The organism is Gemmata algarum (assembly GCF_034097035.1).
In the GTDB taxonomy this organism is placed as follows: domain Bacteria; phylum Planctomycetota; class Planctomycetia; order Gemmatales; family Gemmataceae; genus Gemmata; species Gemmata algarum.
In genome coordinates this window covers 1-25,630 of record NZ_JAXBLV010000186.1, presented here as the reverse complement: position 1 = coordinate 25,630, position 25,630 = coordinate 1, and the positions used below count along the sequence as shown (strand labels likewise).

Genomic DNA, 25,630 nt, shown 5'->3' with positions numbered 1-25,630 from the left:
CGCGGGCCTCCGGCCCGCCTCACGTTTGCTTGGGTGGTGGCGGTGGATACACACCCAGCCACACGATTGGGATCGCCGAGCGGGCCGGAGGCCCGCGTTTCAGTTACGCCACCTTCCGCCGCACCAACCCAACGGCAACTCCCACGAGGGCGAGGAGCCAGCACCCCGCGGGCACCCAGTCGCCGAACTGGGCGTAGGCCGAGCGGCGCGCGTCGATCGGCACGACCGCGGTTACGATCGCGTCCACCTTCTTGGAATCGCTCCACCGGTCGGCGGGCAACTTCACAAGCCGGCCGTCCGAGTCGATGAACCCGGAAATGCCCATGTTCACGCTGCGCACCACGGCTCGCCGGGCCTCGATCGCGCGGAACCGGCAGATGGCTAAGTGCTGCTCGTGCTCCTCGGTGCCCTTGAACCAGCCGTCGTTCGAGATGTTGACCAGGAAGTCCACCGGCTCGGATGCCGCGTACTGGCGGGCCAAGTACGGGTCGGAGTCCTCGTAGCAGATCAGGCACCCGAAGGTGAACGTGCGGCCGTCGCGCGCGGTCAGCGGGAACCGGGTCCACCGCTCCCCGGGCCGGCACGCGTAGTCGTGCTTGTACGGGGTGAACACCTTCATGAACGGCAACTCATCCCCGAGCGGTACGTACTCGCCGAAGGGGACGAGGTGCATCTTGTCGTACCGCCCGGCGGCGGCGCTAAACGCGATCTGCGGGTCTCCCGGCTTCCAGAGCGGGTCGCGCGCGAGCGGCTTCACCAGTAGCGCCGAGTTGTACTTCCACACCCGAGTGCCGTCCCATTCGAGCCCGTTCAACCCGAACAGTACGTTGGTGCCCCATTGCCGGTTCAGGAACCAGTCCTGCGAGTCCACCCGGTGTCGCTGGAACCCCTGCGGCGCGTTTCCGAGAGATGCATCCGGTGCCACATCGCACCAGTCCACCGGGCAGCACGTTTCCGGCCACACGACCAGGTCCGGCGGGTCGCCGTAAAACCGGTTCTCCGCGCGGTCGTACTGGATGGCTTGGTAGTGCAAGTCGCTGTAGGACTGAAGGAGCCCGTTCGGGTCGTCCATCTTGTCGTCCTGCGTCAGGTTCCCCTGAACCGCGCTGACCTTCGGCCCCTCACCAAAGGGGGCGTGGTTGAGCTGCCAGAATCCGTACCCGAGGCCGGCGCCGAACAGCACTAAGGCGAAGGCCAGCCCACGCCCGACCTTCTTCCAGGACGGCGAGGGCGAGATGGGCGGGGCGCCGACGGGTTGAGGCGCCGGCCGCACGCAGAACCGCAGAACCAGTTCCGCCACCGCGCCGTTGACCGCACCCACCACGAACGACACCGCGTACACGCCGCCCACGTCCGCGATCTGGATCAGCGGCGTGAAGGCGTGCTGGGTGTACCCGAGGAAGTACCACCCGAACCCGATCATCTGGTACGCGCCGACGTGCTTCATGAACGTGAAGCCGGTCGGGAAGTGCATCCGGAAGAACTCGAACGCGACCCACGCCACCGGCACCGAGACCGCCAGCGGCAGCTTCAAGGAGTCGAGTGTCCGCAGCACGGCGAGGGCGGCGAGCCAGAACAGCGGCATGACGACCGCCAGCCCGAGCCACGACCCGTACATCATCGGGTGCGCGACGCGGACCCATTGTGTCGCGAGCGCGAAGAAGGTGAACCCGCCGAGGTACGCGGCGAGGTACCGGCGCCAGCCCGAGACCGGGGCACGCACCAGCGTGAGCCACGGCGCCAGCGCGACGAACCCGAGCGGCCCGAGGTCGCACGGGAAGAACGCCAGCCACAACAGCACGCCCGAGGCGATCGCGGGCACGAACACGCGAGGCTTCACGCGGAGTCCTTCCGGAGTGAAAAAGGCTTAGAAACGGTGGCCGAATGGGTGCATGGTCGTGGATTCATGTCGGCCATACAGATCTCGTGTATAAGAGCAGGTTTTTGACAGGATCGACAGAGTAAACGGTATGAAGGCAGATCAATTTTAGATCCCGTTTACTCTGCTGATGCTGTCAAAGACGGCCTGCGCCCATCCATTCGTTGTGGTCCTTGCGCCCGTTTTACAGCAGCACCACGTCCGCGAGCGTGCCGGCATCGGCGCGCGTGTCGCCGGCCGGCAGCACCAGGAGCGCGTCCGCCCGCTGCATGCTGACAAGGTCGGGTGAGCCGGTCGTTGTGAGCGGGCGCACGCCCCACCCGGTCGCGTGCGGTTCCAGCTTCGCCGGGCGGTAGGTCGGCCGGTCGGTGCTCTCGGCCAGACCGTCGGCCAGCGGCAGCCTGATTGTGCGCGGACCGGCCTCCGCGTGTCCACCCAGGATTCGGAGGGCCGGTCGCACGAACAGTTCGAACCCCACAAACGCGCTCACCGGGTTGCCCGGCAACCCGAACACCAGCGTGCCCTTCTCCGTGGTGCCGAACAGGATCGGCTTGCCCGGCTTCATTCGGATCTGGCGAAATTGGATAGCAACGCCGAGTTCCTTCAGCACCTCGGGCACGAAGTCGTGGTCCCCCACCGACATCCCGCCCGCGATCACCACCACGTCGGAAACGTCGAGCCCTTCACCGATCAGTGATTTCGTGACGGCGCGGTCGTCGCGGGCGATCCCCAGGTAGCGGGGCCGTCCGCCCCCGCGGGCGGTCAGGGCGGTGAGCATCGGGCCGTTCGAGTTGCGGATCTGTCCGGGCGGCGGCTTCGTGCCCGCTTCGACGATCTCGTCACCGGTGACGATGATCCCGACGCGCGGCAACGGGAACGCCGGCACCGCTGTCTGCCCGACGCTCGCGAGCACACCGCACGCGGCGGGGGTAATCGGCGTCCCCTTCGCCAGCACGACCGCCCCAGCCCTCATCTCCGCGCCCTGAGCGTACACCCACTGGCGCGACTTCACACCGGCATCGACGATCCGCACCCGCCCGCCGCCGAGCTTCTCGGTGTGCTCCTGCATCACGACCGCGTCGGCACCGTCCGGGATCGGCGCCCCGGTGAAGATGCGGGCCGCCTCGCCGGCCCCGACCGACTTCGTGGGCACCTTTCCGGCGGGCACCTCCTCGACCACCGTCAACTCGGCGCCGGCCGACGCGCAGTCGGCGCTGCGGACCGCGTACCCGTCGCGGAGCGACTTCGCGAACGGCGGCGAGTCTGCGTCTGCGGTGATGTCGGCCGCAAGCACCTGCCCCAGCGCCGCGGCGGAGAGCGCCACGACTTCAGCGCCCAGCGGCCGACAGTGGCTCAGGACGGTCGCGAGTGCGTCGGCAACTTCGAGCATGGTGTTGCACCTCCCGGAGCGGTGCGGATGGTATACCGATACCCGGTGCGCGAGCTATCCTGATCGTTACTGGCACGCGGCCTCCGGCCTGCGTGCGACATCGGCCGTAATGCTTTGCGGACGATCGGCCTTGCTATTGTGGCTGCCGCCAAAGCGGGCCGGGAGGCGAGAGCAGCACCATGACCGAAGCGGAATGGCTCGCGTCTGACACCCCCGACGCGCCTTTACGGTTCCTTGAGGCCAATGGGCGCGAGCGGGCGTTCCATTTGTTCTCGATCGCGTGCTGCCGCCTCATGATCGAGGACATGAAAGTGCATCAATCCGTCGAGCGGGCTCTTGATGTTTTGGAGCTTCATGCGGACGGACGGGCGACAAGAGAGGAATTGACCGCGGCCGTTGCGAACGCGTCGTTTGAGCCACGCGGGCTCTATTGGCCGCAGGCGTGTCGAGAGGCACTCCAGTTGGGGCGCCCGAGCGGTGCGGCGTGGTATGTTTCACGCGGTGCGGCCCTCGGCACGCCGGAGCTCCTGTTCAGACACGTCAGTGCTATTGGGGTTTACCCTGCGAAAGAGCGCGTCCGGACCGCGACCCTGGCCACCCACGCCGAGTTGCTCCGCGACATCTTCGGGAACCCATTTCGGCCGATCGCCTTCGCCCCCGAGTGGCGCACGGACACCGTTCGCGCCCTGGCACGCGAGATGTACGAGTCGCGCGACTTCGGCGCGATGCCAATTCTCGCCGACGCGCTTCAGGACGCCGGGTGCGACAACGATGACATCTTGAACCACTGCCGCAACCCGAAGGGCGTTCACGTCCGCGGGTGCTGGGTCGTGGATTCGGTACTGGAGAAAGAATAACGGCTCACGACGCGGTGCTTCGTGAGCCGTCCTCAACGGTTGGCAATGTCAGGTCGCGCCGGGAGCAGGTATCTGCGCCGAGTGCAGGTCGTGCCCGTGCTGGTGTAGGATCTCCCACGCCCGCGGGCGTGCGTCGCCGGCCGACACGGCCATCACGAACGGCCCGTCCTCACGGTCGGTCGCGGGCGCCTCGGTGCCGCGCCGGTGCATGCTCATCCCGATCCAGCCGCCGAAGAAGCCGACGAGCATGGCGCCGCAAACGCCGGCCGTGACGCCCAGGCCGAACAGGTCGTGCGGTCCGTTCAGGGGCGATAAGACCCGGTTCAACAGCGGTGTCAGTGCTACGCCGATCGCCGCCCCGATGATGCTGCCCAACACCGCGCCCGCGAACGTGTGGCTTCGCTCCAGCATGTCGGTCGTATGGCCGTTATGAAGCCGGCCGGTGTACCCGATTTGCTTGTCGCGGAACCCCGCCAGCCGCAACCGCAGCAGGGCCTCGTCTGCGTCGCCTTGGTTGTCGAACGCCGCGACCACATCCGCGCGGCACGAAGTGCTATTATGCCCCCACATGGTTCCCTCTCCCGACGGTTGGGTTGGGCAGCCGATAACGGGTGCAACTGCCGCGCCGAAGGAGCGCCGCTCGGGTCAACCGGAACCGAGGTACACATGCTGACGATCTACATCGACGCGGACGCCTGCCCGGTCAAGGACGAGGTGTACAAGGTGGCCCGGCGGTACGGCATGAAAACCGTGATCGTCGCGAACAGCACCATGCGCGTCCCTACCGACGCCATCTTTGAGCTGGTCGTGCGCACGGGCTTCGGCGCGGCCGACGACTGGATCGCGGGCGTGATCGGGACCGCTGACATTTGCATCACATCGGACATCCCGCTCGCGGCGCGGTGCGTCGCCAACGGCGCGGTCGCGCTCGACCCGAAGGGGCGGCTGTTCACCGCGGACACCATCGGCGAGGCGGTCGCGATGCGCGACCTGATGGACGAACTGCGCACGACGGGGCAGGCGAGTGGCGGGCCGGCCGCAATGACCCCGAAGGACCGCTCACGGTTTCTGGCGCGCCTGGACGAGGCGGTCAACGCCGCTCGTCGCGCTGCGAAGACATGAAGAGGAGTGGCCACAAAAAAGCACAAAGGGCACAAAAGGAAACCACAGACAGAAGAGGATTGGCCGCAAAAAAGCACAAAGGGCACAAAAGGGAACCACAGACCAAAACAGATGAGTGAGTTCAAAGCACGTCTTCTGTCTTCGTCTGTGGTTCCCTTTTGTGCCCTTTGTGCTTTTTTGTGGCCACTCCTCTTCTGCCTTCGCGGCCCGGCAGGCTCACGCGTGGCATGGTCCTTTCGCGCCGACAATTGTCAGGCCAATTTCTGACGCTATGCTGTCGAGTTGCTCACGCCGCGCTGGTACACTCGGCCGAAACGCGCCCCGTCCGCGAATCGGAGCTGCCACCGATGCGCCTCAAGACCCTCTTCGCGCTGCTACTCGTGTCCGCGGGCGCGCCCGCGCGGGCCGCGGACGTGTCGTTCGAGCGCGAGGTGCTCCCGGCACTCACGCGCGCCGGGTGCAACATGGGCGCGTGCCACGGCAACCTGAACGGCAAGGGCGGGCTGAAACTGTCGCTCAAGGGCGAAGACCCGGCCGGCGACCACGCCGTTCTGACGCGGGACATGTTGGCCCGCCGGACGGACCCGATCCGCCCGGACGAGAGCCTGTTGCTTCAAAAGGCAACCGCGCAGGTGCCGCACGAGGGCGGCGCGCGGTTCACTAAAACCAGTTCCGAATATGTGATCGTCCGCGAGTGGGTCGCGAACGGTTGTAGGACGGACGCCCCCGGCGCGCCGACGCTGACGAAACTCGTCGTCACGCCCGGGAGCAAGGTTCTCGTGGAGCCGGCGGACCGGTTCCACGTTAAAGCGGTGGCCCATTTCTCGGACGGTACGACGCGCGATGTCACGTCGCTCGCGGCGTTCGAATTCACCCAGGTCGGCGTCGCTAAGGTCGGCGGCGACGGCGAGGTCGTTCGCGAGCAACCCGGTGAGGTGGTACTGCTCGTGCGGTACCACTCTATTGTCGAGCCGGTGCGCGTCGTTTTTCTCCCGGACCGGCCGGTTCCCGAAATGAGGGGCTTCCGCCCGATCAACAAAATCGACACGTTCGTTATCTCTCGGCTTCAAGAGCTGCGGATCAAGCCTGCGGAACTGGCGCCCGACCATGTCTTCTTGCGGCGGGCGTACCTGGATGCCCTCGGGGTGCTCCCCGCGCCCGCCGAGACGCGCGCGTTCCTGGCTGACGCCGATCCCAAGAAGCGCGAGCGGCTGATCGACGCCCTCCTCGCGCGGCCCGAGTTCGCGGAGTTCTGGGCGCAGAAGTGGTCGGACCTGCTCCGGAACGAAGAGAAGGCGCTCGACAAGAAGGGCGTCGCGGTGTTCTTCCGGTGGATCGCCGCGCAGCTCGCCGCCGACCGACCGCTCAACGAGTTCGCCCGCGACGTGCTGGCTGCGAAGGGGAGCACCTACGAGAACCCGCCGGCGAACTTCTGGCGCGCGGTCCGCGATCCGCTCGCCCGGTCGGAGTCGGTGGCGCAGGTGTTCCTCGGCGTGCGGATCGGCTGCGCGCGGTGCCACAACCACCCGTTCGACCGCTGGACGATCGACGACTACTACAGCTTCGGGGCGCTGTTCGCCCGCGTGGACTACCGGGTGCTGGAGAACAGCAAGCGGGACGCGCTCGACAAGCACGAGTTCGTGGGCGAGCAGGTGGTGTGGCAGAACCGCACCGGAGAAATGACGCACCCGCGCACCAAGCGGGCCGCGCCGCCACGGTTCCTCGGCGCGCGGGCGCCCAATGTCGGCGACGACCGGCTGGGAGCGGTCGCGGACTGGGTGGCCGCACCCGACAACCCGTTCTTCGCTCGGGCGCAGGTCAACCGCGTCTGGCTGCACCTGATGGGGCGGGGACTGGTCGATCCGAACGACGACTTCCGCGCGACCAACCCGCCGAGCAACCCTGAACTGCTGGAGTGGCTAGCGGCGGACTTCGCGAAACACAAGTTCAGCCTGAAGCACGCGGTGCGAACCGTGATGACGAGCCGCACGTACCAGCTCGCCGCGACGGTCCGGGACCGCACGACGATGGGCGACGAGCTGCACCACTCGCACGCGACCGTTCAGCCGCTGGAGGCGGAGCAACTGCTCGACGCGCTGTCGAGCGTGACCGGCGTCCCGGTGCGGTTCGCGGGGTACCCGGTCGGTTTGCGCGCGAACCAGATCCCGGCCCCGCCGCAGACCGGGCGCCGCGGGTTCGACGGGATGGGTGAGAAGTTCCTCAAAACGTTCGGCAAGCCGGAGCGGCTCCTTACCTGCGAGTGCGAACGCAACGACGACCCGGGGCTGTTACAGGCGTTCCAGCTCATCACCGGCGAGTTGATGAACGCGCTCGTGAAGGACCACGACGGGCGGCTCGGGAAGGGGCTCTCCGCGGGCCGGACCGATGCGGAGCTGCTGGACGAGTTCTACCTCGCGGCGCTGTGCCGCAAGCCGACGCCTGTGGAAGAGAAGAAGCTGCTGGCGTACCTCGCCGGCGCGAAGGACCGCCGCGCCGCATGGGAAGATGTGCTGTGGGCGCTGCTCAACAGCAAAGAGTTCCTGCTGCGGAGGTGACACAGGGCTCCCGCCCTGTGCTACGTCCGGCGACCCCTCCGGGGTGCAAAGACAACGGATATACGGCTCAGGTCGCTTGCCTCTCCGCCCCGGAGGGGCCGGCGGGCGTAGCACAGGGCGGGAGCCCTGTGCCCAAGCAGGCATGAGGTGAACTGTGCTCAATCACAACCCCATTTCCCGCCGGGCCGTGTTCCGCGTCGGCGGGGCGTCGCTGCTCGGGATGTCGTTCCCGCAACTGCTCGCCGCGGCCGAATCGGCGAAGGCGAAGCACCGCGCCACCGCCAAGAGCGTCATCTTCCTGCACCAGTGGGGCGGGCCGGGGCAGCACGAGACGTTCGACCCCAAGCCCGACGCGCCGGACAACGTGCGCGGGTGGTACAAGGCCACCAAAACCAAGCTGCCCGGAGTCGTCTTCGGCGAGCGGATTCCGAAGCTCGCGGCGATGGCCGACAAGCTCTGCGTCGTGCGCTGTATGCAGCACGCGATGAAGAACCACAACTCCGCGGGCTACTACTCGCTGACCGGCGTCGCGCCGGCAACCGACGACCAGCGGCTGCGCGACTCGCTCGACCTGTTCCCCGCCTACGGGAGCATCGTCGACAAGCTGGCGCCGGCGCCGAAGGGGGCCGCGACGTTCGTGGCGTACCCGCACGTCATCGCGGACGGCAGCATCACCCCGGGCCAGCACGCGAGCTTCTTGGGTAAGGCCCACAGCCCGCTGTTCGTGAACCAGGACCCGAACCGGTCGGACTTCAAGCTCCCGGAACTCACGCTCCCCGACAACCTCAGCGCGGAGCGCCTGGGGAGCCGCACCGACATCCTGAAGCTGATCGACGAGCAGAGCGACCTGCTGGAAACCTCGCTGGTGGCGCAGGGGCTAGATGAGAGCTACCAGAAGGCGGTGGCGATGCTCACCAGCCCGCGGTTCAAGCAGGCGTTCGACCTCTCGAAGGAGAGCAAGAAGACCCGCGACGCCTACGGGCGCACCACCTACGGGCAAGGGTGTTTGCTCGCGCGGCGGGCGGTCGAGGCGGGCGCGAAGTTTGTGAACGTCTACTTCTCGCGCGCGATCGGCGGGAAGGGGCAGGGCTGGGACTACCACGGCTTCCGCGGCGAGGACGTGCCCGCGCGGCTGGACGAGCTCCTGCCGATGACCGACCAGACGCTCCCGGCGCTCATCACCGATCTGGAGGAGCGCGGGATGCTCGACAGCACGCTGGTGGTGTGGGTCGGGGAGTTCGGGCGCACGCCGCGGATCAGCTCGAACGGCGGTCGGGACCACTGGCCGCAGTGCTACAGCGCGGTGCTAGCGGGCGGCGGCGCCAAGAAGGGGTTCGTGTACGGCGCGTCCGACAAGATCGGCGCCTACGCCACCACGGGGCAGGCGCGGCCCGAGGATCTGGCCGCGACCATGTTCGAGGCGCTTGGGATCGACCCGGAAACGGAGATCCGCGACAAGCTCAACCGCCCGCTGCCGATCGCCCGCGGGAAGCCGCTGCGCGAGCTGTTCGCCTGACCGGGCGCTACCGCCCCTCGAAGTCGCGCAGCGCCTCCTGGTACACCTTCTGCGACGCGGCGGCGGCGGCGTTGGCCTCGTCGAACCGCTTCTTGTGCAGCCCCTCCCCGGTTCCCTGTGCGATCTGGAACTTCCGGTACGCCAGGTACGCCTCTTTGCGCTGCTCCTTGAGCGCGTCCACGTTCTTGGCCAGCTTTTCGATCGTCGCCTTCCACCGCGCGTGCGTCTCGTCTTTCGTCACGAACGTTGACACGTGCTTGCCGTTCGCCCACTCGGTTTTTCCCTCGCCGCGGTGGAGCCGCCGCAACTCCTTCTCCAGTTCAGACAGTCCCGCGGACCGTTTATCGATTTCGCGTTTGAGCTCGTCCAGCGCCGCCTCGACTTGGGGAAGGTGCTCCTGCCCGAATTCTTCCAGGTACGCGTCCGGGCCGGCGGATCTGGGTTTCGGCGGCGGGGCCGAGGGTGTGGTGGGGACCGGGGGCGGAGGGGGCGGCTCGCTTCCGCAACCGCCCGCGGTTCCGAGCAGGAGCGTGCCGAGCAGCACCGCCGCACACCGAGAACCCGGACTGGCGCTCATCGACCGCTCTCCGACGGGGACCGAATCACGCCAATAGTAGCAACCACCGGCGCGGGCGGGAAGGCAGACCGCGCCACGACCGAATTCTGGGTGCGGCGCCGGCGGTCGTCCTCCGGTCTTGCGGCGCGCCGCCACGTGGTCGCGAATAGCGCACGCTGAACAGGCACGCAACCATTTGTAGACGAATCGGTTACACCTCAACGAAGCATTCGAGCCGGTGCGGTCCGACCGTTCAGAGTTGCCGTAATTACTTGCAGATCAGCTCGACAACTGGTACAAGCACAGGGCCTTGTGCCGGTCAAGCGCCAGAGGCCGTTCCCTCACACGTTCAGCACAGGCTCGTGTCACCGGAGGCGTCCGGCGTGAATTGGATTGATCGCTGCCACTGCGGCCGGTTGCTCGCGCTGCTCCTCGGCGCGTGTGGCGGCCCACCTGTATCGGTTACGGCTTACCTCGCCGCAGCGTCGTGGATGTCGTTGTCGGGTGGGTGGGGAGTGGGACTGGTGCTGGCGGTGGTGTTTGGTCTTACCACCGGGCTCACGTGCGTCGCGCGCCTGCCGGAACCGGTGGCCGTGCGCGTGTGTCTGGCGGTGCTGTACGTGCCCGCCGCCGTGGGTGGGCTCATGCTTCTCTGGGGATTCGCCGACCAATTCTCGCCGAGCGATTAGTCCGCTCGTGAATGCCGCGTCACGGGCGGCCTCTTCGCATCCGGCTCGGCCCCACCCACGGCCGATCAGCTTAAATCAGCGGGCGCCCGATACAAGACGCGGGCCGTGCTTTTTGTGGCCAAACGACCTGGATTCTCCGCCGCTCAACCGAATAGCAGAAGCACGTTCCACGGCGGAGTCTGCTCGAACTCGCACCCGAGTTCAAAGTAATCCTGTGCCCCGTTCTTGCGGCAGCTCCGCACGACGAGTGTCACGAACCCGATGGTGTCGGGGGCGTCCACGGCCCGGACCTGGACAAGGGTGCCCGGGGGCAGCGCAGACTGCGTGGCGAGTTTCAGTCCGCCGGTCGAGCGGTCGATCACGTAGCCGTCACCGGCCCCGTTGCGGAACGTCGCCGCCGCGAGCAGCACCCGGACCGGTTGCCCCTCGCGCCGCGTCGCGGAGCGCCGGTCCGCGTAGGACTGCTCTGGGGGTTCCCAGTTCAGCGATTTCTCACCCGTCAGGGCGTTATGCGCACCGGTGGTTTGCAGCTTCGACGGGTCGAGCCCCTGTCGCCGCCGAGCTGAGTTAAGAACCAAAAACAGCAGGACAAGGGCCGCGACGCAGCCGCCGACCGTAATCGGCAGGTGGCCCGCGGTCCAGGTCTTGACGGTTTCCATGATGTCAGCAAAGAGCATGTGGCAGCTCCCGTCCGATCCGCACTACGCTGTCAATTTGAATGTAGCACGGGGTGAGTGCGTTGCAAAAAATGCACACCGCCAACACAATCGCCATATTCGCCAGAAGTGCCGACGGCTCCTCGTTGCCAGGATTTTCGGAAGGGATTTGATCATCACGGAAATAATTGCTCACGTTCTGACACAAAGTGCGCGCGGAGTGGGCGGCAGGCAAGAAGAACGTGGGGCACTCGTGACAAGTCCTGTGATACAAAAAGCTGTGTTTTCCACGCATCGAATTGAAATCCCGGGCAATTTCACTTCATGGCACCCAGGTTGCATTAAGGCTCAAACGCGACCTCTCGGCTGAACCACCCGGTCCACCAAACTACTCACGATCGCGTCAGCATGAGGCTGAACGCCTTTCGTCGGCGTAGCGAGCGAACCGAACGGTTGTAAGCCTGTAACAGGCGGTGCGAGGGCGCGAGTAACTCGTGATTCTGGTGGCAAATGCTGCCGTACACGCCTTCCAGGACAGGTGACGCCGTGCAACCGCTGTTCGAAGCTGTTTCAGCGCCCGCCCGTACCGACCAAGAGGTCGTTGAACTGGCCCTGTTGCTGCCGCTGTGGCAAGCGATGGAACTGGAAGCGGCCGCGAGTAAGCGAGGCATGACCACAGGGCAAATGCTCCGGCGCGTCATCGGCGAACTCCTGGCAACTCAACCGAATCCGTCCGTGTCCTGAACGCCCGGCTCTGTTCTCAGCGGATCGCCGTCGCGCCGGGCTCTTCTCGAACACCTCTCCTCTCCCTCCGATCGACAAAAGCATCATTACATTCGCGGTGAACCGTCACCCGCGCGAAAGTTGGCCAGCACGCGCTCGATGAACGGGCGGCTTACCGACTGGAACCGGTCGAACGCAGTTCGGCTGACGGTGTACACTTCAACACGTGTCAGCGCGCGGACGCTAGCGTTGCGCGGCTGGTCGAGCAGGAACGCCACCTCCCCGAAGTAGCGGCCCGCGCCCAACTCGGTCAACTTCTGGACGGCCCCGTCTACGTCGCGAAGCACCTCGACCGTTCCGCGCCGGATCAAGTAGAACTTGCTCCCCTCGTTGACCGCCTCCCCCTGCCGGACGATGAACTGTCCCGGTTCGTATACTTCGACACGGCCGGGACTTCGGATGAGGTGATCGGGGCGCACGTCTTCGTTCGGGTGAACGCCGATGAGTACGGAATCGGCGAGCTTCTCCTGCTCTTCGGGCAGCACGGCGGCGAACGCCGGACTTTGCCGCAGCCCCTCGCGCACGAACAGCCGCTCCGCGACCACCACGTTCAACTCGATCCGGCCGCGCTCCATGTGAACGATCCGGTCGGCGAGGTTCATGATGCGCGCGTCGTGCGTCACGATGAGGCTCGTCGTCCCGTGTTCGGCGGCGACCCGCTTCAGGAGCGTCACCTGCCACTCCGCGAGGCGCCCGTTCTCGCCCGCCTCGTCTGCCGATCGCACGAGCCTCATGAGTTCGGTTTCCGGGCGGGCACGCGCCAGCTCTTGCACCAGCGTGACCACCGCGAGACCACTGTTCGCGTCGAGCGCGGCGGTCGGTTCGTCCGCCAGTACCAGTTTGGGACGGTTGACGAGCGCGCGGGCGATGGCCACGCGCTGGCGCTGCCCGCCCGAAAGTTGTGCAGGCTTGTAATCGAACCGCGACTTCTGAGGCTTGCCCGCCAAGTCCTTCTCGCCGAGCAGCAGGTACGTGAGCACGTCGCGGGCGTCCGCATCGGGGTCGGTGCCGCGCTCTTTGAGCAGTTGGGCCATCCGGATGTTCTGAACCGCCGTGAGCGAGTCGAAAAGGTTGTGGCGCTGGAAGATGAACCCGATGAGCCGCCGCACGTGAACCAGTTCGGCTTCCGGAACGCCCTGGAGCGTGCGGTACCCGCCGCGGTCGGCGTCCCAGACCTCGATTTCGCCCTCTTGAAGGGTGCGCAGCCCGCCGATGAGGGTCAGAATGGTGGTTTTGCCGGACCCGCTCGGCCCGCTCATGATGACGAGTTCGCCCGGCATCACTTCGAGGTTGTTGTCGAAGAGCACCTGCGTGCGGGTGTCACCGGAACCGAAGTAGTGGTTCACCCCGCGGATGCGGAGCACCGGCTGACCGGGTGGCGGGAGGCGCGCCCCGCGCCCTTCAGAGCGGGGACCGGGGCGTGGGCTGCCGTTCTCGCGCGGCTCAGAAAACATCGGCGGGGTCCACCTTCTTGACCTTACTCACCGCGAGCAACCCGGACGCGGCGCACATCACGACGGTCAGCGCCAGCACCAGAGCGAACCGCGCCGGTGTCAGTATCATCGGCAAACCGGTCAGAACGGTGAGCAGAAGATAGGTGCCGAAGGTGACCAGTATCCCGGGGGCGAACCCGGCTACCGCGAGGATGAGCGCCTCTTGCAGCACGACCCAGCTTAGGTAGCGGTTCGTGTAACCGATAGCCTTGAGGGTCGCGTACTCGGGCAGGTGGTCGGCCACGTCGCTCGCGAGGATCTGGTAGCAGATCACCATCCCGACCACGAACCCCAGCAACACCCCGGCGCCGAACGCGAACCCGATCGGCGTGTTGGTCCACCAGAAGCCCTTTTCGCGCGACACCAGTTCGTCACGGGTGAGTACCAACACGTCACCGCCCGGAGCGAACTTCGCCTGGAGCGCGGCCTTGATCGCGTGCGGATCGGCCCCCGGCCGCAGCTTCACCACCCCGATGTCGGCCTCCGCCAGCGGGCTCGTCGGGTAATACGGCTCGCGCACCCACTCCGAGAAGGTGCGGTCGCTGACCACCACGCTGCCGTCGGTGCCGAAATCGAACCCCATTTCGAACCCGGCCACCATTCGAACGTCGCGGCCCGCCAGTTCGGTCCGCGTTCCGGGGGCAAGTTTTCCGAACACCGACTCGCCCGGGTGCCGCGCCTGGTCCGGGTGCGCCCGGCTCGCGCGGTCGTAAAGGGCCGTCCCGGGCGTGTTGAGTTCGCGCCACTCGTCCGCCGACACCCCGGGGAGGTTTAACAGGTCGGCGTTCGGATCGACGCCGATGACGCGCACCCGTCGGGTGCTGGTGCGGGCGGCCGGATCGTCGGCGGTGTGCCGCAGCGCGGCCGTCGAGTACTCCACGAACACCGGGTGCGCGCTCGCCACGCCGGCGACGCCTTCCGCCTCGGCGATGCGCCGCCGCGACACCCCCTCGCGGTACAGCAGCGACGCCTTGTTCGGGTTGATGAGGACGATGTCCCCCTTGAGCCGCTCGATCAGCACGGTGTTGCTGTCCAGCATGGCGTTCATGATGCCGTACTGCACGCCCATCAGCACCACGGCGAACCCGATGCCCGACGCGAACAGCCCGAACCGCACCTTATCGTGCGTCAGGTTCTTCCAGGCCAACGGTACGAGGGGAGGACGCATAAGCCAGCGAACCGGGTGGGAAGACAGAAGACCGTGTGTTCACCGCAGAGGGCACGAGAGGGCGCAGAGAAAACAGCAGGCAGTGAGAGAAAGCACGAGAAGAGTATTCGCCGCCGCCGGGAGACCGCGGAGCGGTTCTCACTCACAACTTTTCTTTGTCTTTCTCTCTGCGCCCTCTCGTGCTCTCTGCGGTGAATACGGCCTTCTCGGCCCTCTCAGCCCTCGACTAAAACAGATCCGCCGGGTCGGCCGTGTGGACCTTCCGCACGGCCAGGAGCCCGGACGCGAGACACATGGCGCACGTCAGCGCGAGCACGCCCGCAGCAATTTCGGCCGTCATCTGGGTCGGGATGCCGCCGAAGGTCCTCGCCACATAATACAGCCCGAGCGCCGCGGCGAAACCCGGGACATACCCGAACACCGCCAGCAGCACCGCCTGCCCCAGCACCGCGCGGGTCAGATAAGACGGGCGGTACCCCAGCGCCTTGACCGTCGCGTACTCGGGTAGCATGTTCCGGATGTCGGCGGCCATCATCTGGTACACGAAGATCACCCCGACTACGATGGCCAGCACCACCGCCACCAGCAGGAACTGCCCGATCGACGTGAGCCGGAGCCAGTAGTCCCGCTCGTCCGCGTTGATCTCGGCCCGCGTGTACACCTTCACGTCCGGCGGCAGCACCGCGCGGAGCTGTTTCTGGACCGCGCGGGGGTCGGCCCCTGGGGCGAGTTGCACCAGCCCGAAGCTCACCGCGTCGCGGGGGCGCATCACGAAGTCGGAGTACGTTTCTTCGCTCGTGAGCAGCATCCCGTTCCAACTGAACCCGGTGCCGAGGTCGAAGGCCCCCACGACGCTCGCGCGCCGGCCGTTGACGCGCACCAGTTCGCCGCTGCGGCCGTCCGGCGGGAGGCGCCGGAGTCGCGCCGCGTCGCCGAACTCGGGCTTGGAGCGCGCGTCGAGCAGGAACGTGTCGAGGCGCGCGAGCCGGCGGCCGGCGTCACGGGCTTCGTCCGCGGACCCGAACGCGCCGCCCCCTCCCACCGCAAAGGCTCTGTCGAGCCGGTCCGGTGGCGCGGCGACGATGTTAACGCTCAGCGCTCCGCCGGACTCGGTCGTACCGAACGGCGTCTCGTGGCGCGGCGCCCGCCAGCCCGCAACCCCGAACGACACCGGGATGACGTCGGCGACGCCTTCGACGCGCGCCTGAGCCAACCGCGCGCGCGGGAACTCCGGCGCGCGGCTCAGATCAAGGTACTCGCGGGAGGTGATGAGCAAGTCGAACTGGAGCTTGTCGTAGAGGATGGTTGCGGTGCGCCCGACCCCGCCGAGCATCCCGAGTTCCATGAACACGAGAACCACCGCGAACGCCACGCCGGTGACGGCGATCAGCGTCCGCGTGCGCTTGTGGACCAGGTTCGACCACGCGAGCCGCATGGGATTCATGTGCGTTCCTGGGGCGCGGGTCGGGAGGCCCGGTGGCACTGGCCTTCGGGCTCTTCGTTTCTCGGTCCGCTTCCGCTCGGAACTCGCGCCGACGGCGGCACCGCTCGAGCGCGGCCGTCCTTTGGCGTGGCACAACGCATCGGGGCAGAATATCTTAAGGTGCCCGCGCTCCAGTAAAGCCGAGGCCCTCGTTCACGTGACATCACGCGCGAAGCCAACGGGCCAGAGGCCCGCGCCCTAGTAAAACCGCGACCACCCTCCGCAACGCCGGCGCGGCCGGCGGCCCGCGCTCCGGTAAAGCATCACTTGTTCTGGAACAAGATGTCCATTGGCGTGCCGGGGCAGACGCGGGTGGGGCGGTTCTGCGGGTCGCGGATCTCGCTCTCGGGATCGACGCCGAGGGCGCGGTAGATGGTTGCCCCGATGTCGAACGGGGTGTACGAAGTGGTCACCGGGCTCGTGCCGCTGCGGTCCGACTTGCCGATGACGCGCCCGCCGACCACCCCGCCGCCGGCGAACAGTCCCGAGTAGACCCGCGCCCAGTGGTCGCGGCCGGGGATCGTTTCACCGGGCAGTGTCGAGACCTTGGGCGTGCGCCCGAACTCGCCCGACACCACCACGAGGGTTTCACCCAGCCGGCCGAACGACTCCAGTTCGTCGACGAGTGCCGCCAGCGCCTGATCCAGCCACGGCAGCAGCCGGGTTTTGAGCTTGCCCCAGTTGTCAACGTGCGTGTCCCAGCTCTGCACGATGCCCATGTTGGCCTGGACGATCGGCACACCGCTCTCGATCAGCCGCCGCGCGAGAAGGAGCGACTGCCCGAACTGGTTGCGGCCGTACCGGTCGCGCACCTTGATCGGCTCGCGATCGAGGCGGAACGCGCCCGCGACGCGGCCGGAGTTGAGCAGCTCGAACGCCCGCCGCTGGTGGTCGCGGAACGCGGGGTCGCCGGTGCCGGTCGATTCGAGCAACTCCAGCAGGCCGCGCCGCCCCTCGACGCGCACCGGGTCGGTGCCGTCCGGCAGCGCGAACGCGTCCATCTTGAAGTTCGGCGCGCTGGGGTCTTGCGCCACGAGCATCGGGTCGGCGCTCGGCCCGAGGAACCCGGCGTGCTGGCCGGGCCAGGTGAGCGGCCCTTCGATGAGCGCGTGCGGGAGCACCACGCCGTTGGGGATGCCGTCCTTGCGCGGTCGCAGGTGGTTCAGACCGGCGGCGTAGCACGGCCAGTCGCGGCGCGAGAGGACGTTGTCGAGGTCCGTCTGCCGCTGGTTGGGCATGGTCGAGCCGGTCAGCAGCCGGTGCGTCCCGGGCAGGTGCCCGTTCTCACCGTGCGACAGCGACCGCACCAGCGCCCAGTGCCGCATGCGGGCCGCGAGCAGGGGCAGGTGTTCGCAAATCTGGATGCCCGGGAGGGCGGTCTGGCGCGGCGCGAACTCGCCGCGCACCTCGGCCGGCGCGTCCGGCTTCATGTCGAGCGAGTCGAGATGACTCAGCCCGCCGGTGAGGTTCACGAGGATGACCTGCTTCGCCTTACCTTCCGTGCTGGCGAGCGCGGGGCGCGGGAGGGCCAGCCCGACGGCGGCACCGGCGCCGAGTTTCAAGAAATCGCGCCGTGCGAGGTGTGAAAGGAGTGACATCGCGACTCCGGCGGGAGGGCGTGGAAGCGGGAATTACTGGCGGGACGCCAACTTTACCACAAAACGGCAGACGAAAGCAACCGCCGATTCCGGACATTTGCGCGGGGTTTTGAGCGCGGAGAAATGAGCCAGTTGGGTCCCGCCTTCCCGCGGCTCGAGCGGCAACGAGCGGCCCTGCTCTGCGATCAGAGGGCAACACGGAGTGCGCGGTTTGCTACGGTGCCAATCCAACGCGCACCCGGAGGGCGCTATGCAGTTGTGTCAGGTCCGCGGGTACGACGTTGTTCGTCAGTTGCCACTCACCAATTGTTTTCGCGAAATCGCTATCTGGGCTGCCTGGGTTCTGTGGCGGCTGGTAGACATATTCGCGTACCCGCCGGAAAATCTCTTTGCCCGAGAAGTCCATTAACCACGCACCGCTCGCAAGAGCAGCGGTGAAATTCGCTTCGGCGGCCCGCAGCCGAGCCGAGACGTGCCCGGCGGTCGCCCAGGTGCCTACACGTCCGGCGATCTGTGCAAACCAGTCCGAACCGGTAATGTGTTGCTCGGCCTGTGCGACCGTCGTCACGTGTGCAAGGCTCGGGTGTTCGGGGAAGTTGCCCAGCACGTCTGTCCGCATTTCGGTAACGACCCGTCGACACGCCAACCATGCCGGCTGTTGCGCCACCAATTCCTCCAACCGAGTCGTGATTTGCGCACCTGTGCGCCTGCGGTTGTGGAGTGAACACCCTGCAAGTGCCGCGGCATCAAGGGTGTAATTCTCGATTTCGTGGCGCGGCGGGTAGAAGATGCGAATATCCGCGCCCAAGTTCGCCCAGGACGCGATGTTAGTGTGCCCGAAATCACGGTCGATCAACCCGAAGACGTGACCGATGCCTTCCCGCCGGGCGGTCTCGACCGCTGGACGAACGGCTGTGTTGCCCCCGGCGATGAAGAACGCGATTTCCGCCGGATCGCCCCACACCTTCGTCAGGTAATCGCGCGTCACCACATCCTCGACCCACAGAACGATGGGCGCGGCCGAGTAGAACGAACTGAGGTGGGCGACAGCGGTCATGTCCCGATCGCACCCGCGGGTTGCGGCTTCCAAGCCTGTGCCCGGGGATCGTTCTCCGGCACCAGGAAGTGGCGCTGAAACGACATGACCGAATCGAACACCTTCGGCGAGTGCGTCGCGATCAACAGTTGCGCGCTTGGCAGGAACCGGCGGATCGCCCGAATCATAAGCGCGTGCCACTGCGGATCGAGGTGCAGTTCCGGTTCGTCGATCACGAGGATGCCGTCCCGGAACTTCACCAGCATCAGCGCACCGAACAGGGCGAACAGTTCGAGCTGCCCCGAGCTGAGTGCATCGACAGGCACTTTGCGCCCGTCCTTGCACACAAGGAACACATCGAACCCGGCATGCGGGTCCGAACTCACCGGGCCGACCTCGAACCGCTCCTCGGCCTTCGGGTGAAACGTGGCCCAAACCTCGTTCAGCCGTTTCAAGTCTTCTTCATAAGTCGCAGAATCCGCGAACGAGGTGCCTTCCGACATGAGCCGGTGCGCGCGGCTGTCAATCAGGTGCTGTTTCGCGCGTCGGATGCGATTGTCTTCCGTGTCCTCGGCCCGTTTTCCGCGTTTGCCGGCACGAATCGGTAACGCCCCCACGAGCTTCGGGGCACGCCACGAACTAAAGTACAGACACGGAATTGGGACGGATTCCGTCGCCTGCCCTTTATCCAAATCGACCCACGAGTTCCCATCCTTGGGGTCCACGAGAATGCGATACGCGCCTTGCGGAGTCCCAATCTCGGCCTCAATTGTCCACCGACGTCGGTGAATGCGCGCCGCGTTTTGCCCGCTGGCTCCCTGGAGTTGCCCCTGAAAGCCGATCGCAATCAGGCACGCCTCCAGAGCGGTCGTTTTCCCGCACCCGTTCGGCCCGCCAATGACGGCAATGTCCGACGGCCCACCGTCCGCGCCAATGAACTCCAGGCGCAACCGATCAATGCGGCGGAAGTCGGTGATTTCGATGAACCTCAGCCCGATCGGCGGTGACGCAGTCGGCATAAAAAGCCCTCGGTTCGCGGAGGCGAGCCGCGCACCAATCATATCGGAAGGTGTCACAGCCGGTTACACTCGGGCAGAATGAAAAAGTCATCGAGCGCGGTGAGCGCCGCCGACATTTTTGCAGAGCCGCCCGCCCTACTTGCCCAGCACCAGATCCACCACCCAGCACCCGCGCACATGCGGTCCCGGTCCGCGGCAGTGGTTCAGGATGTCGTCGCTGTCGCAACCGGCGTCTTGCAAGGCGTCCGCCAGAATTGGCAGCCGGTCGAACGCGCCCTCGTCGTAAATGCCGCGGGCCAGCGCGAGCGCGTCGGACGTGCGCCACGCCGGGTTTAGCACCATCGGGCGGAACGGGTTGCCGAAGATGTCGCGGATCAGGTCGGCCTGATACGCATCCTCGGCCTCTTCGGCTCTCTGGTGCGCGTTCTCACTTTCATCGGAGAAACGGGCCGCAGCCCCGGCCGCAGACGCCGTCTCGCGCGCAACCTCTTCCGCGTCCGTGAAGTGGTCAGAGATGTCCGCCGCCGCGCTGCACGCCGCGGAGGTCGCCTGATACCGGCCGTCCGGCGGCCCGTCCAACTCCCAAGTCACCTGCCCGGCGTCACGGGCCGCCTGTTCCAGCCGCTTCTTCGTCAACCGGCCGTCCACGTACCGCTCGACCGCGTCCAGCGCGGCCCGGCTCCGCGCGTCGATCAGCAGGCGCTCGACGTGCCGGCAGCACGCGACCGCGAACAGCCGCGCCTGACGCGCCGGCGGCCAGACCGTCGGGTCGTCATCCTCGACATCCTCGGGCGGGAGCCGGGCGAGGTGGTCGAGCATCATGTACGGACTGTCCCAGACCTGCCACTCCGCTTCCGTCATGGCGCCTCAACTCAGTGCGTTCCCGAACCGCTCCTCCAGCACCGCCCAGTTGCGGTCGCGGATCGAGTTCTTCGTGATGCGCAGCTCCTTCAGCTTCCCCAGGTGCTCGCTCTGGGCCAGCGCCCGCGCGCCGCGATCGGTGATCCGGTTGCCGCGCACGTCCAGCGACTCCAGCGCCCGCAACTGGGGCATGTTCGCCAGCACGACCGCCCCTTCGCTGCCGATCTCGTTGTCGGCCAGGAACAGCTCCCGGAGCCGCGACAGGTCCGGGTGCTCGCCGAGCAGCTTCAGGTCGCGGGCGGTCAGCTCCAGCCCCTCCATGTCGATGCGCTCCAGGCGCGACAGCAGCGGCGATTTGAACAGCGGTTCGGTCCACCACGAGTACGCGCCGCTCACCTGGTCCCAGATGCGGCACGTGGTGAACTTCACCCGGGTCAGCGGGGTGAGCGCGAACCACCGCTCCGCGTGCTGGAGGAACAGGTTCGCGGGCACCTCGACCGTCTGCACGAACCCGCGGGCGAACGACTCCTTGCGGGCGAACGGGATGAACGACTCCAGCCACTGGGCGCCGTGCGCCTTCAACAGCTCGGCCCGGCGCGCGAACAGCACCGCCCGGCGGCGCTCGTCGGCGTCGGTGCCGGGCGGGGTGTTGGCCAGTTCCACCTCCCCCCGGATGTACGCCGCTCGGGCCGTCTGACCGTGCTCTTCGAGCCAGTCGGCGTACACCAGCCGGACGGTGTCGTCGTCCGGCTGCTCGCAGATCAGTCTGAGGAAGGCCGATTCGTCGCTCATGACACCATCGTATCGCGCCCCCCGGGCGCCCCGGCAACGGCAGCGGCACCGGCGGGGGTGGGGTTTCCGTACTATAACCGCGGCCGGGCGCCGGTTCATCGACCGTTGCGGCGCCCCGTGCCGGCGGCACACACGGGCGCCGGCGCACACATTCACTCGGGGGCCGATACGAAATCCGTTTGAAGAGTCGCCTTCTTCTGTAGCCGGCCTCTGTGAGCGCCGGTGGGGCATCATCCGCGTCGCACCGGCCTCACAGAGGCCGGCTACAGAAGGCCCGCACAGGCACAGATCAACCGGATTCGGTGTCGGCCCCCGCTCGCCAGATACAAGGTCATGAGCGAAGAACGCCAACTGCACCTGCTGTCGTCGTACCGGCTGGCCACCTCGTACCCGCTCCAGCAGACGCCGGACGAGGTGGCGGCGTGGCTCAACGGGTACGCCGCCCTGTGGCATCCCGCGGCCCTCGCCGGCGCGACCCAGGCCCCCCAGGCGTCCAGCTCCTACGACCATGACTACCCGCGCACCGGGTTCGTGTACTGCCTCCCCGAGGGGGCGCAACTGTTCCAGCCCGACAACTGGAGCGACCGGGTCGCGGAGGCGAAGGCGGTCGTGTTCCGCGCGACCGCGTCGCGCGCGGAAACCGTCGAGCAACTGCTGGGGGCGCTGCGCGAGGCAGGGCAGACCGGGCCGCTGTTCGACGCGCCCGCGGAGGCCGTCCGCCTGTTCGCCGGGCTGGGCTACGGCTACCAGATGCTCGACACGCTGTACGAGGCGATGGACCACGAGAAGCTGCTCGACGGCCCGGGCTTCTGGGCGGACGTGGTGGCCGCCCGCGACGCCCTCGAGCGCGGCGAGGACTACCTGATTCACCTGCGGGCCGCCGCGGAGAAGCTCCAGGCCGGGCGCGAGCCGGTGTACTCGGGGTCACTGTACTGGCTCGACTGGGTCCACCTCGACCCCAAGAACCTGAACGCGCAGTGGCCGACCTCGTTGCTCGCCGGCCTGCCGATCACGCTGCTCGCGTCCGGCGAAACGCTGGAGCGGCTCGCGGAGCAAGCCCCCGACCGGTTCGCGGAACTCAAAGCCAAGCTCCCGCCCGACTTGCCGCAGGCGGTCGACCTGTGCGTCGGCTCGTACCGGGACCGCGAAGACGCGCTGATGCCGGCCGAGAGCCAGTTGTGGAACCTGCGAGCCGCTCGCAAGGCGGCGCGGGAGTTGTTCGGCGTGGAGCCGGCGGTGTACGGGCGCAAGAAGTCGGCGTACCACCCGCAACTGCCCGGGTGGCTGCTGCACGCCGGGTTCAAGCACGCGGTGCTCATCAGTTCGGACGGCGGGCTGATCCCGAGCATCCGCTCGTCGGCGGTCAACTGGCCCGGCCCGGACGGCAAGGCGGTGGAGGCGTTCACCCGCGAGCCGCTCCCGGCCCACGACCCGCACACGTTCTTCAACCTCGTGTACCACCTGCACCAGGCCACCACCTACGACTCCGCGCCGACGGTGTCGCTGGCCCACAAAGGCGAACCGGCATTCGCGTCGTACGCGGACCTGCTCGCGCTGGCCGACCTGGCGCCGGTGTTCGGCGAGTGGACGAACCTGAGCCGCTACTTCGGGGGCGCGACCAGCGGCGACTACATCGGCGTGCAGTCGGCCGACGAGTTCTTCGCCGATTACCTCGACGAGCGCGTCACCAACGAGCGCCGGCCCGACCCGGTGGGGGGCTTCCCGAAGCACCTGCGGGCGCGGCGCCGCATCGACTCCGCGTTCACGCTCGCGGCGCTGCACCGCGCGCTGACCCCGCACACCGCCGAGGACGAGGCTTCGCTCAAGCGGCTGGAGGCCGTCGAAGACGCGATCGAGCTGGCGGGCGTGAACGGGGTGGAAGACAACCCACCCCCCGGCCCCCTCCCTGAAGGGAGGGGGAGAGAAGGCACTTCTGAAACGTCTGGCGATTCGAGCCTGCCGGGCGCACCGGCCGAACTCCCCCTCCCTTCAGGGAGGGGGTTGGGGGGTGGGTTGTCTTCCCTCGGCGAACTCGAATCGCACTGGGCGCAGAAGCTCGCCGACCGCATCCAGATCCGCTCCGCCGCGGGGCAACCGGGGCTGATGGTGTTCAACCCGTGCGCGTACACCCGGCGCGTCGCGCTGGAGGTGGACGGGTTCCGCGGCGCGATCCCGGTGACCGATCCGGTGAAGGCGGCGGAGTTCTCGGGCGGCGTGGCGCGCCTGGTGGTGGAAGTCCCGCCGCTGGGCTTCGCGTGGGTGCCGCGGGCCGGGAACGCGGCGCCGCCCAAGCCCCGGATCAAGCTCGCCGACGGGCTGACCGTGCGGAACGAGTTCATCGAGTGCGACCTCGACGCCACCACGGGCGGGATTCGTTCGTTCCGCGACCTGCGCACCCGGGCCACGCGCTTCGGTCAGCAACTGGTGTTCAACCCGGGCAGCAAGATGGTGGCCCGCGACATCCGCGTCACTAACAGCGGCGCGGCGCTGGGCGAGATCGTGACCGTCGGCGATCTGGTCAGCGAGCGCGACGAGGTGCTGGCGGGCTTCACGCAGCGGGTGCGGGCGTGGCTCGGCCGCCCGGTGCTCGAGCTGCGCATCGAACTCGACGTGAGGCACCAGCCGTCGGGGTACCCGTGGCACGCCTTCTACGGGGCGCGGTTCGGGTGGCGCGACGACCGCGCGGTGCTGTTCCGCGGCGTGAACGGGGCGAACACACAGACCGGGTACACGCGCCCGGTTTCGCCCGACTACCTCGAAGTCCGGCTCGGGGCCGAGCGCTCGTTCCTCTTCACCGGCGGGCTACCGTTCGTCCAGCGGCACGGGTCGCGCATGGCCGACGTGATCCTGGCGCCCGAGGGCGAGCGGACGCGGGCGTTCGACCTGCTGCTCGCCACCGACCGCGAGTGGCCGATGCAGACCGCGCAGGGCTGGGTGTCGCCCACGCCGGTGGTGCCCACCGAGAAGGGGCCGCCCGCGGTGGGCACCACCGGGTGGCTGGGGCACGTGGACATCCCGAGCCTGCTGCTGCTGAGCCTGCGGCCGTGCCCCGCGGGCGAAGGCGCCGGCCGGGCGGTGGCGGGGACGTTCGTTGAAACGGCGGGGTTCGGCGGCGCTGCAGACCTGCGGTTCGCCCGCGACCCGAGCGCCGCGGCGCTCGTGGACGCTGCGGGCAACGTGCTCCAGCCCCTCACGCTGAACGGCGACGCGATTCCGCTCGAATACTCCGCGGGCGAGACGTTCCGCGTGCGGGCCGAGTGGGTGTGACCGCGGGCCGCCGGAGTTACCCCGGGGGCGCGGGCGCCCTGCCACTGACGCGCACGCGCCGTGGGCCTTCACGAAGCGTCGTCGCACTCACTTCGGGCGCCGAACCGAAGGGCCGGAGGCCCGCGCCCCGTCCCGGCGCCATCGGACCGACCAATCGCTCGGCTTTCGGGTTCCGCTCGGCAGTTCCGTTCAACACCCGGAGCCGTTCATAAACTGCCAGTAGGTTGCGCGCGGGCGTGCTGTTCCGCGCGGTTGACCGTTCTCCCCTTTCACGAGGAGCTGACCATGGCGCACACTCTGCCCGCGCTGCCTTACGCGTTCGACGCGCTCGAGCCGCACATCGACGCCAAGACGATGGAGATCCACAGCCAGAAGCACCACAAGGCGTACGTGGACAACCTGAACAAGGCGCTCGAGTCGGCCCCGGAACTGGCGAACAAGGACATCACCACGCTGCTCCGCGAGATCGCCAGCGTTCCCGCGTCGATCAAGCAGGCGGTCATCAACAACGGCGGCGGGCACCACAACCACGCGCTGTTTTGGGAGGTCATGGGGCCGAACGCCGGCGGCGAGCCCACCGGGGCGATCGCGGACGCCATCAAGGACGCGTTCGGGGACTTCGCCAAGCTGAAGGACGCGGTGAAGGCGAACGGCACCGGCCAGTTCGGCAGCGGGTGGAGCTGGGTCGTGTACAACCCGACCAGCGGCAAGCTCGAAGCGATCAAGAAGCCCAACCAGGACAGCCCGCTGATGGACGGCCTCGTGCCGGTGCTGGGCGTGGACGTGTGGGAGCACGCGTACTACCTGAAGTACCAGAACCTGCGCCCCGCGTACATCGACGCGTGGTGGAACGTGGTCAACTGGAAGGCGGTCGAGGCCAAGTACGCCGCCGCCAAGGCCGGGAAGTAAG

Annotated in this window: 21 protein-coding genes; 8 read left to right on the top strand and 13 right to left on the bottom strand. The window is 67.5% G+C overall.

The annotated features are described in order from the left end of the window. Positions 1-103: 103 nt before the first annotated feature. Both lnt and R5W23_RS17595 read right to left on the bottom strand, forming a co-directional pair. A complete protein-coding gene (lnt, locus tag R5W23_RS17600; protein WP_320687419.1) occupies positions 104-1,840 on the bottom strand; it encodes an apolipoprotein N-acyltransferase in 1,737 nt (578 codons plus the stop codon). 223 nt (positions 1,841-2,063) lie between these two features. Next, complete coding sequence (locus R5W23_RS17595; protein WP_320687418.1) at positions 2,064-3,269, bottom strand: molybdopterin molybdotransferase MoeA; 1,206 nt, start codon at positions 3,267-3,269, stop codon at positions 2,064-2,066. A gap of 179 nt (positions 3,270-3,448) precedes the next feature. Here R5W23_RS17595 and R5W23_RS17590 point away from each other — a divergent pair, with 179 nt between their 5' ends. After that, a complete protein-coding gene (locus R5W23_RS17590; RefSeq protein WP_320687417.1) occupies positions 3,449-4,126 on the top strand; it encodes a hypothetical protein in 678 nt (225 codons plus the stop codon). Positions 4,127-4,174: 48 nt separating this feature from the next. Here the strand turns inward: R5W23_RS17590 and R5W23_RS17585 are convergent, their stop codons facing one another. Continuing rightward, positions 4,175-4,696 (bottom strand): hypothetical protein, encoded by a 522-nt coding sequence (locus tag R5W23_RS17585; RefSeq protein WP_320687416.1) that lies wholly within the window; start codon positions 4,694-4,696, stop codon positions 4,175-4,177. A gap of 96 nt (positions 4,697-4,792) precedes the next feature. On the opposite strand from R5W23_RS17585, the gene R5W23_RS17580 reads away from it, so the two are divergent. The 3 genes from R5W23_RS17580 to R5W23_RS17570 all read left to right on the top strand — a co-directional run bounded on the left by R5W23_RS17580 (position 4,793) and on the right by R5W23_RS17570 (position 9,319). Further along, the gene (locus R5W23_RS17580; protein ID WP_320687415.1) at positions 4,793-5,248 is read left to right on the top strand and encodes a YaiI/YqxD family protein; all 456 of its coding nucleotides are present in this window, start codon (positions 4,793-4,795) and stop codon (positions 5,246-5,248) included. Between the two features lie 347 nt (positions 5,249-5,595). Next, complete coding sequence (locus tag R5W23_RS17575; RefSeq protein WP_320687414.1) at positions 5,596-7,803, top strand: DUF1549 and DUF1553 domain-containing protein; 2,208 nt, start codon at positions 5,596-5,598, stop codon at positions 7,801-7,803. A gap of 154 nt (positions 7,804-7,957) precedes the next feature. Continuing rightward, on the top strand, positions 7,958-9,319 hold the full coding sequence (locus R5W23_RS17570; RefSeq protein WP_320687413.1) for a DUF1501 domain-containing protein: 1,362 nt from the start codon (positions 7,958-7,960) through the stop codon (positions 9,317-9,319). 7 nt (positions 9,320-9,326) lie between these two features. Here the strand turns inward: R5W23_RS17570 and R5W23_RS17565 are convergent, their stop codons facing one another. Further along, the gene (locus R5W23_RS17565; protein WP_261185294.1) at positions 9,327-9,896 is read right to left on the bottom strand and encodes a hypothetical protein; all 570 of its coding nucleotides are present in this window, start codon (positions 9,894-9,896) and stop codon (positions 9,327-9,329) included. 362 nt (positions 9,897-10,258) lie between these two features. On the opposite strand from R5W23_RS17565, the gene R5W23_RS17560 reads away from it, so the two are divergent. Next, positions 10,259-10,564 (top strand): hypothetical protein, encoded by a 306-nt coding sequence (locus R5W23_RS17560; protein WP_320687412.1) that lies wholly within the window; start codon positions 10,259-10,261, stop codon positions 10,562-10,564. A gap of 143 nt (positions 10,565-10,707) precedes the next feature. On the opposite strand, the gene R5W23_RS17555 is transcribed toward R5W23_RS17560, so the two are convergent. Beyond that, a complete protein-coding gene (locus tag R5W23_RS17555; RefSeq protein ID WP_261185296.1) occupies positions 10,708-11,241 on the bottom strand; it encodes a PilZ domain-containing protein in 534 nt (177 codons plus the stop codon). Positions 11,242-11,766: 525 nt separating this feature from the next. Between R5W23_RS17555 and R5W23_RS17550 the strand changes: the two genes are divergently transcribed. Continuing rightward, positions 11,767-11,964, top strand: a complete 198-nt coding sequence (locus R5W23_RS17550; RefSeq protein ID WP_320687411.1) for a hypothetical protein — start codon at positions 11,767-11,769, stop codon at positions 11,962-11,964. An 86-nt stretch (positions 11,965-12,050) separates the two neighbouring features. Here R5W23_RS17550 and R5W23_RS17545 read toward each other — a convergent pair whose 3' ends face one another. The 8 genes from R5W23_RS17545 to R5W23_RS17510 form a co-directional block, all read right to left on the bottom strand. Then, on the bottom strand, positions 12,051-13,457 hold the full coding sequence (locus R5W23_RS17545; protein WP_320687410.1) for an ATP-binding cassette domain-containing protein: 1,407 nt from the start codon (positions 13,455-13,457) through the stop codon (positions 12,051-12,053). Then, positions 13,447-14,664, bottom strand: coding sequence for an ABC transporter permease DevC (gene devC, locus R5W23_RS17540; protein ID WP_320687409.1), 1,218 nt, complete (start codon positions 14,662-14,664; stop codon positions 13,447-13,449). The genes R5W23_RS17545 and devC overlap by 11 nt, the downstream gene beginning before the upstream one ends. Before the next feature lie 226 nt (positions 14,665-14,890). Further along, positions 14,891-16,108, bottom strand: a complete 1,218-nt coding sequence (locus tag R5W23_RS17535) for an FtsX-like permease family protein (RefSeq protein ID WP_320687408.1) — start codon at positions 16,106-16,108, stop codon at positions 14,891-14,893. A 302-nt stretch (positions 16,109-16,410) separates the two neighbouring features. Next, positions 16,411-17,745, bottom strand: coding sequence for a DUF1501 domain-containing protein (locus R5W23_RS17530; protein WP_320687407.1), 1,335 nt, complete (start codon positions 17,743-17,745; stop codon positions 16,411-16,413). A gap of 214 nt (positions 17,746-17,959) precedes the next feature. Continuing rightward, complete coding sequence (locus R5W23_RS17525) at positions 17,960-18,802, bottom strand: hypothetical protein (RefSeq protein ID WP_320687406.1); 843 nt, start codon at positions 18,800-18,802, stop codon at positions 17,960-17,962. Next, positions 18,799-19,800: an AAA family ATPase gene (locus R5W23_RS17520; protein ID WP_320687405.1), complete on the bottom strand. Its 1,002-nt coding sequence runs from the start codon at positions 19,798-19,800 to the stop codon at positions 18,799-18,801. Before R5W23_RS17520 ends, R5W23_RS17525 begins: the two co-directional genes overlap by 4 nt. A gap of 135 nt (positions 19,801-19,935) precedes the next feature. Then, on the bottom strand, positions 19,936-20,661 hold the full coding sequence (locus tag R5W23_RS17515) for a hypothetical protein (RefSeq protein ID WP_320687404.1): 726 nt from the start codon (positions 20,659-20,661) through the stop codon (positions 19,936-19,938). 6 nt (positions 20,662-20,667) lie between these two features. Beyond that, positions 20,668-21,453 carry a TIGR02996 domain-containing protein gene (locus R5W23_RS17510; RefSeq protein ID WP_320687403.1) on the bottom strand — a complete coding sequence of 262 codons (786 nt, stop codon included), beginning with the start codon at positions 21,451-21,453 and terminating at the stop codon, positions 20,668-20,670. A gap of 333 nt (positions 21,454-21,786) precedes the next feature. Between R5W23_RS17510 and R5W23_RS17505 the strand changes: the two genes are divergently transcribed. Continuing rightward, positions 21,787-24,720, top strand: coding sequence for a hypothetical protein (locus R5W23_RS17505; RefSeq protein WP_320687402.1), 2,934 nt, complete (start codon positions 21,787-21,789; stop codon positions 24,718-24,720). Between the two features lie 285 nt (positions 24,721-25,005). Beyond that, entirely contained in the window at positions 25,006-25,629 is a 624-nt protein-coding gene (locus R5W23_RS17500; RefSeq protein ID WP_261190777.1) for a superoxide dismutase, read from the top strand. Position 25,630: the final 1 nt, after the last annotated feature.

Coding starts and splice junctions, on each gene's coding strand:
- R5W23_RS17595 (WP_320687418.1), bottom strand. CDS start 3,269: ATGCTCGAAGTTGCCGACGCACTCGCGACCGTCCTGAGCCACTGTCGG.
- R5W23_RS17590 (WP_320687417.1), top strand. CDS start 3,449: ATGACCGAAGCGGAATGGCTCGCGTCTGACACCCCCGACGCGCCTTTA.
- R5W23_RS17585 (WP_320687416.1), bottom strand. CDS start 4,696: ATGTGGGGGCATAATAGCACTTCGTGCCGCGCGGATGTGGTCGCGGCG.
- R5W23_RS17580 (WP_320687415.1), top strand. CDS start 4,793: ATGCTGACGATCTACATCGACGCGGACGCCTGCCCGGTCAAGGACGAG.
- R5W23_RS17575 (WP_320687414.1), top strand. CDS start 5,596: ATGCGCCTCAAGACCCTCTTCGCGCTGCTACTCGTGTCCGCGGGCGCG.
- R5W23_RS17565 (WP_261185294.1), bottom strand. CDS start 9,896: ATGAGCGCCAGTCCGGGTTCTCGGTGTGCGGCGGTGCTGCTCGGCACG.
- R5W23_RS17555 (WP_261185296.1), bottom strand. CDS start 11,241: ATGCTCTTTGCTGACATCATGGAAACCGTCAAGACCTGGACCGCGGGC.
- R5W23_RS17545 (WP_320687410.1), bottom strand. CDS start 13,457: ATGTTTTCTGAGCCGCGCGAGAACGGCAGCCCACGCCCCGGTCCCCGC.
- devC (WP_320687409.1), bottom strand. CDS start 14,664: ATGCGTCCTCCCCTCGTACCGTTGGCCTGGAAGAACCTGACGCACGAT.
- R5W23_RS17535 (WP_320687408.1), bottom strand. CDS start 16,108: ATGAATCCCATGCGGCTCGCGTGGTCGAACCTGGTCCACAAGCGCACG.
- R5W23_RS17530 (WP_320687407.1), bottom strand. CDS start 17,745: ATGTCACTCCTTTCACACCTCGCACGGCGCGATTTCTTGAAACTCGGC.
- R5W23_RS17525 (WP_320687406.1), bottom strand. CDS start 18,802: ATGACCGCTGTCGCCCACCTCAGTTCGTTCTACTCGGCCGCGCCCATC.
- R5W23_RS17520 (WP_320687405.1), bottom strand. CDS start 19,800: ATGCCGACTGCGTCACCGCCGATCGGGCTGAGGTTCATCGAAATCACC.
- R5W23_RS17515 (WP_320687404.1), bottom strand. CDS start 20,661: ATGACGGAAGCGGAGTGGCAGGTCTGGGACAGTCCGTACATGATGCTC.
- R5W23_RS17510 (WP_320687403.1), bottom strand. CDS start 21,453: ATGAGCGACGAATCGGCCTTCCTCAGACTGATCTGCGAGCAGCCGGAC.
- R5W23_RS17505 (WP_320687402.1), top strand. CDS start 21,787: ATGAGCGAAGAACGCCAACTGCACCTGCTGTCGTCGTACCGGCTGGCC.
- R5W23_RS17500 (WP_261190777.1), top strand. CDS start 25,006: ATGGCGCACACTCTGCCCGCGCTGCCTTACGCGTTCGACGCGCTCGAG.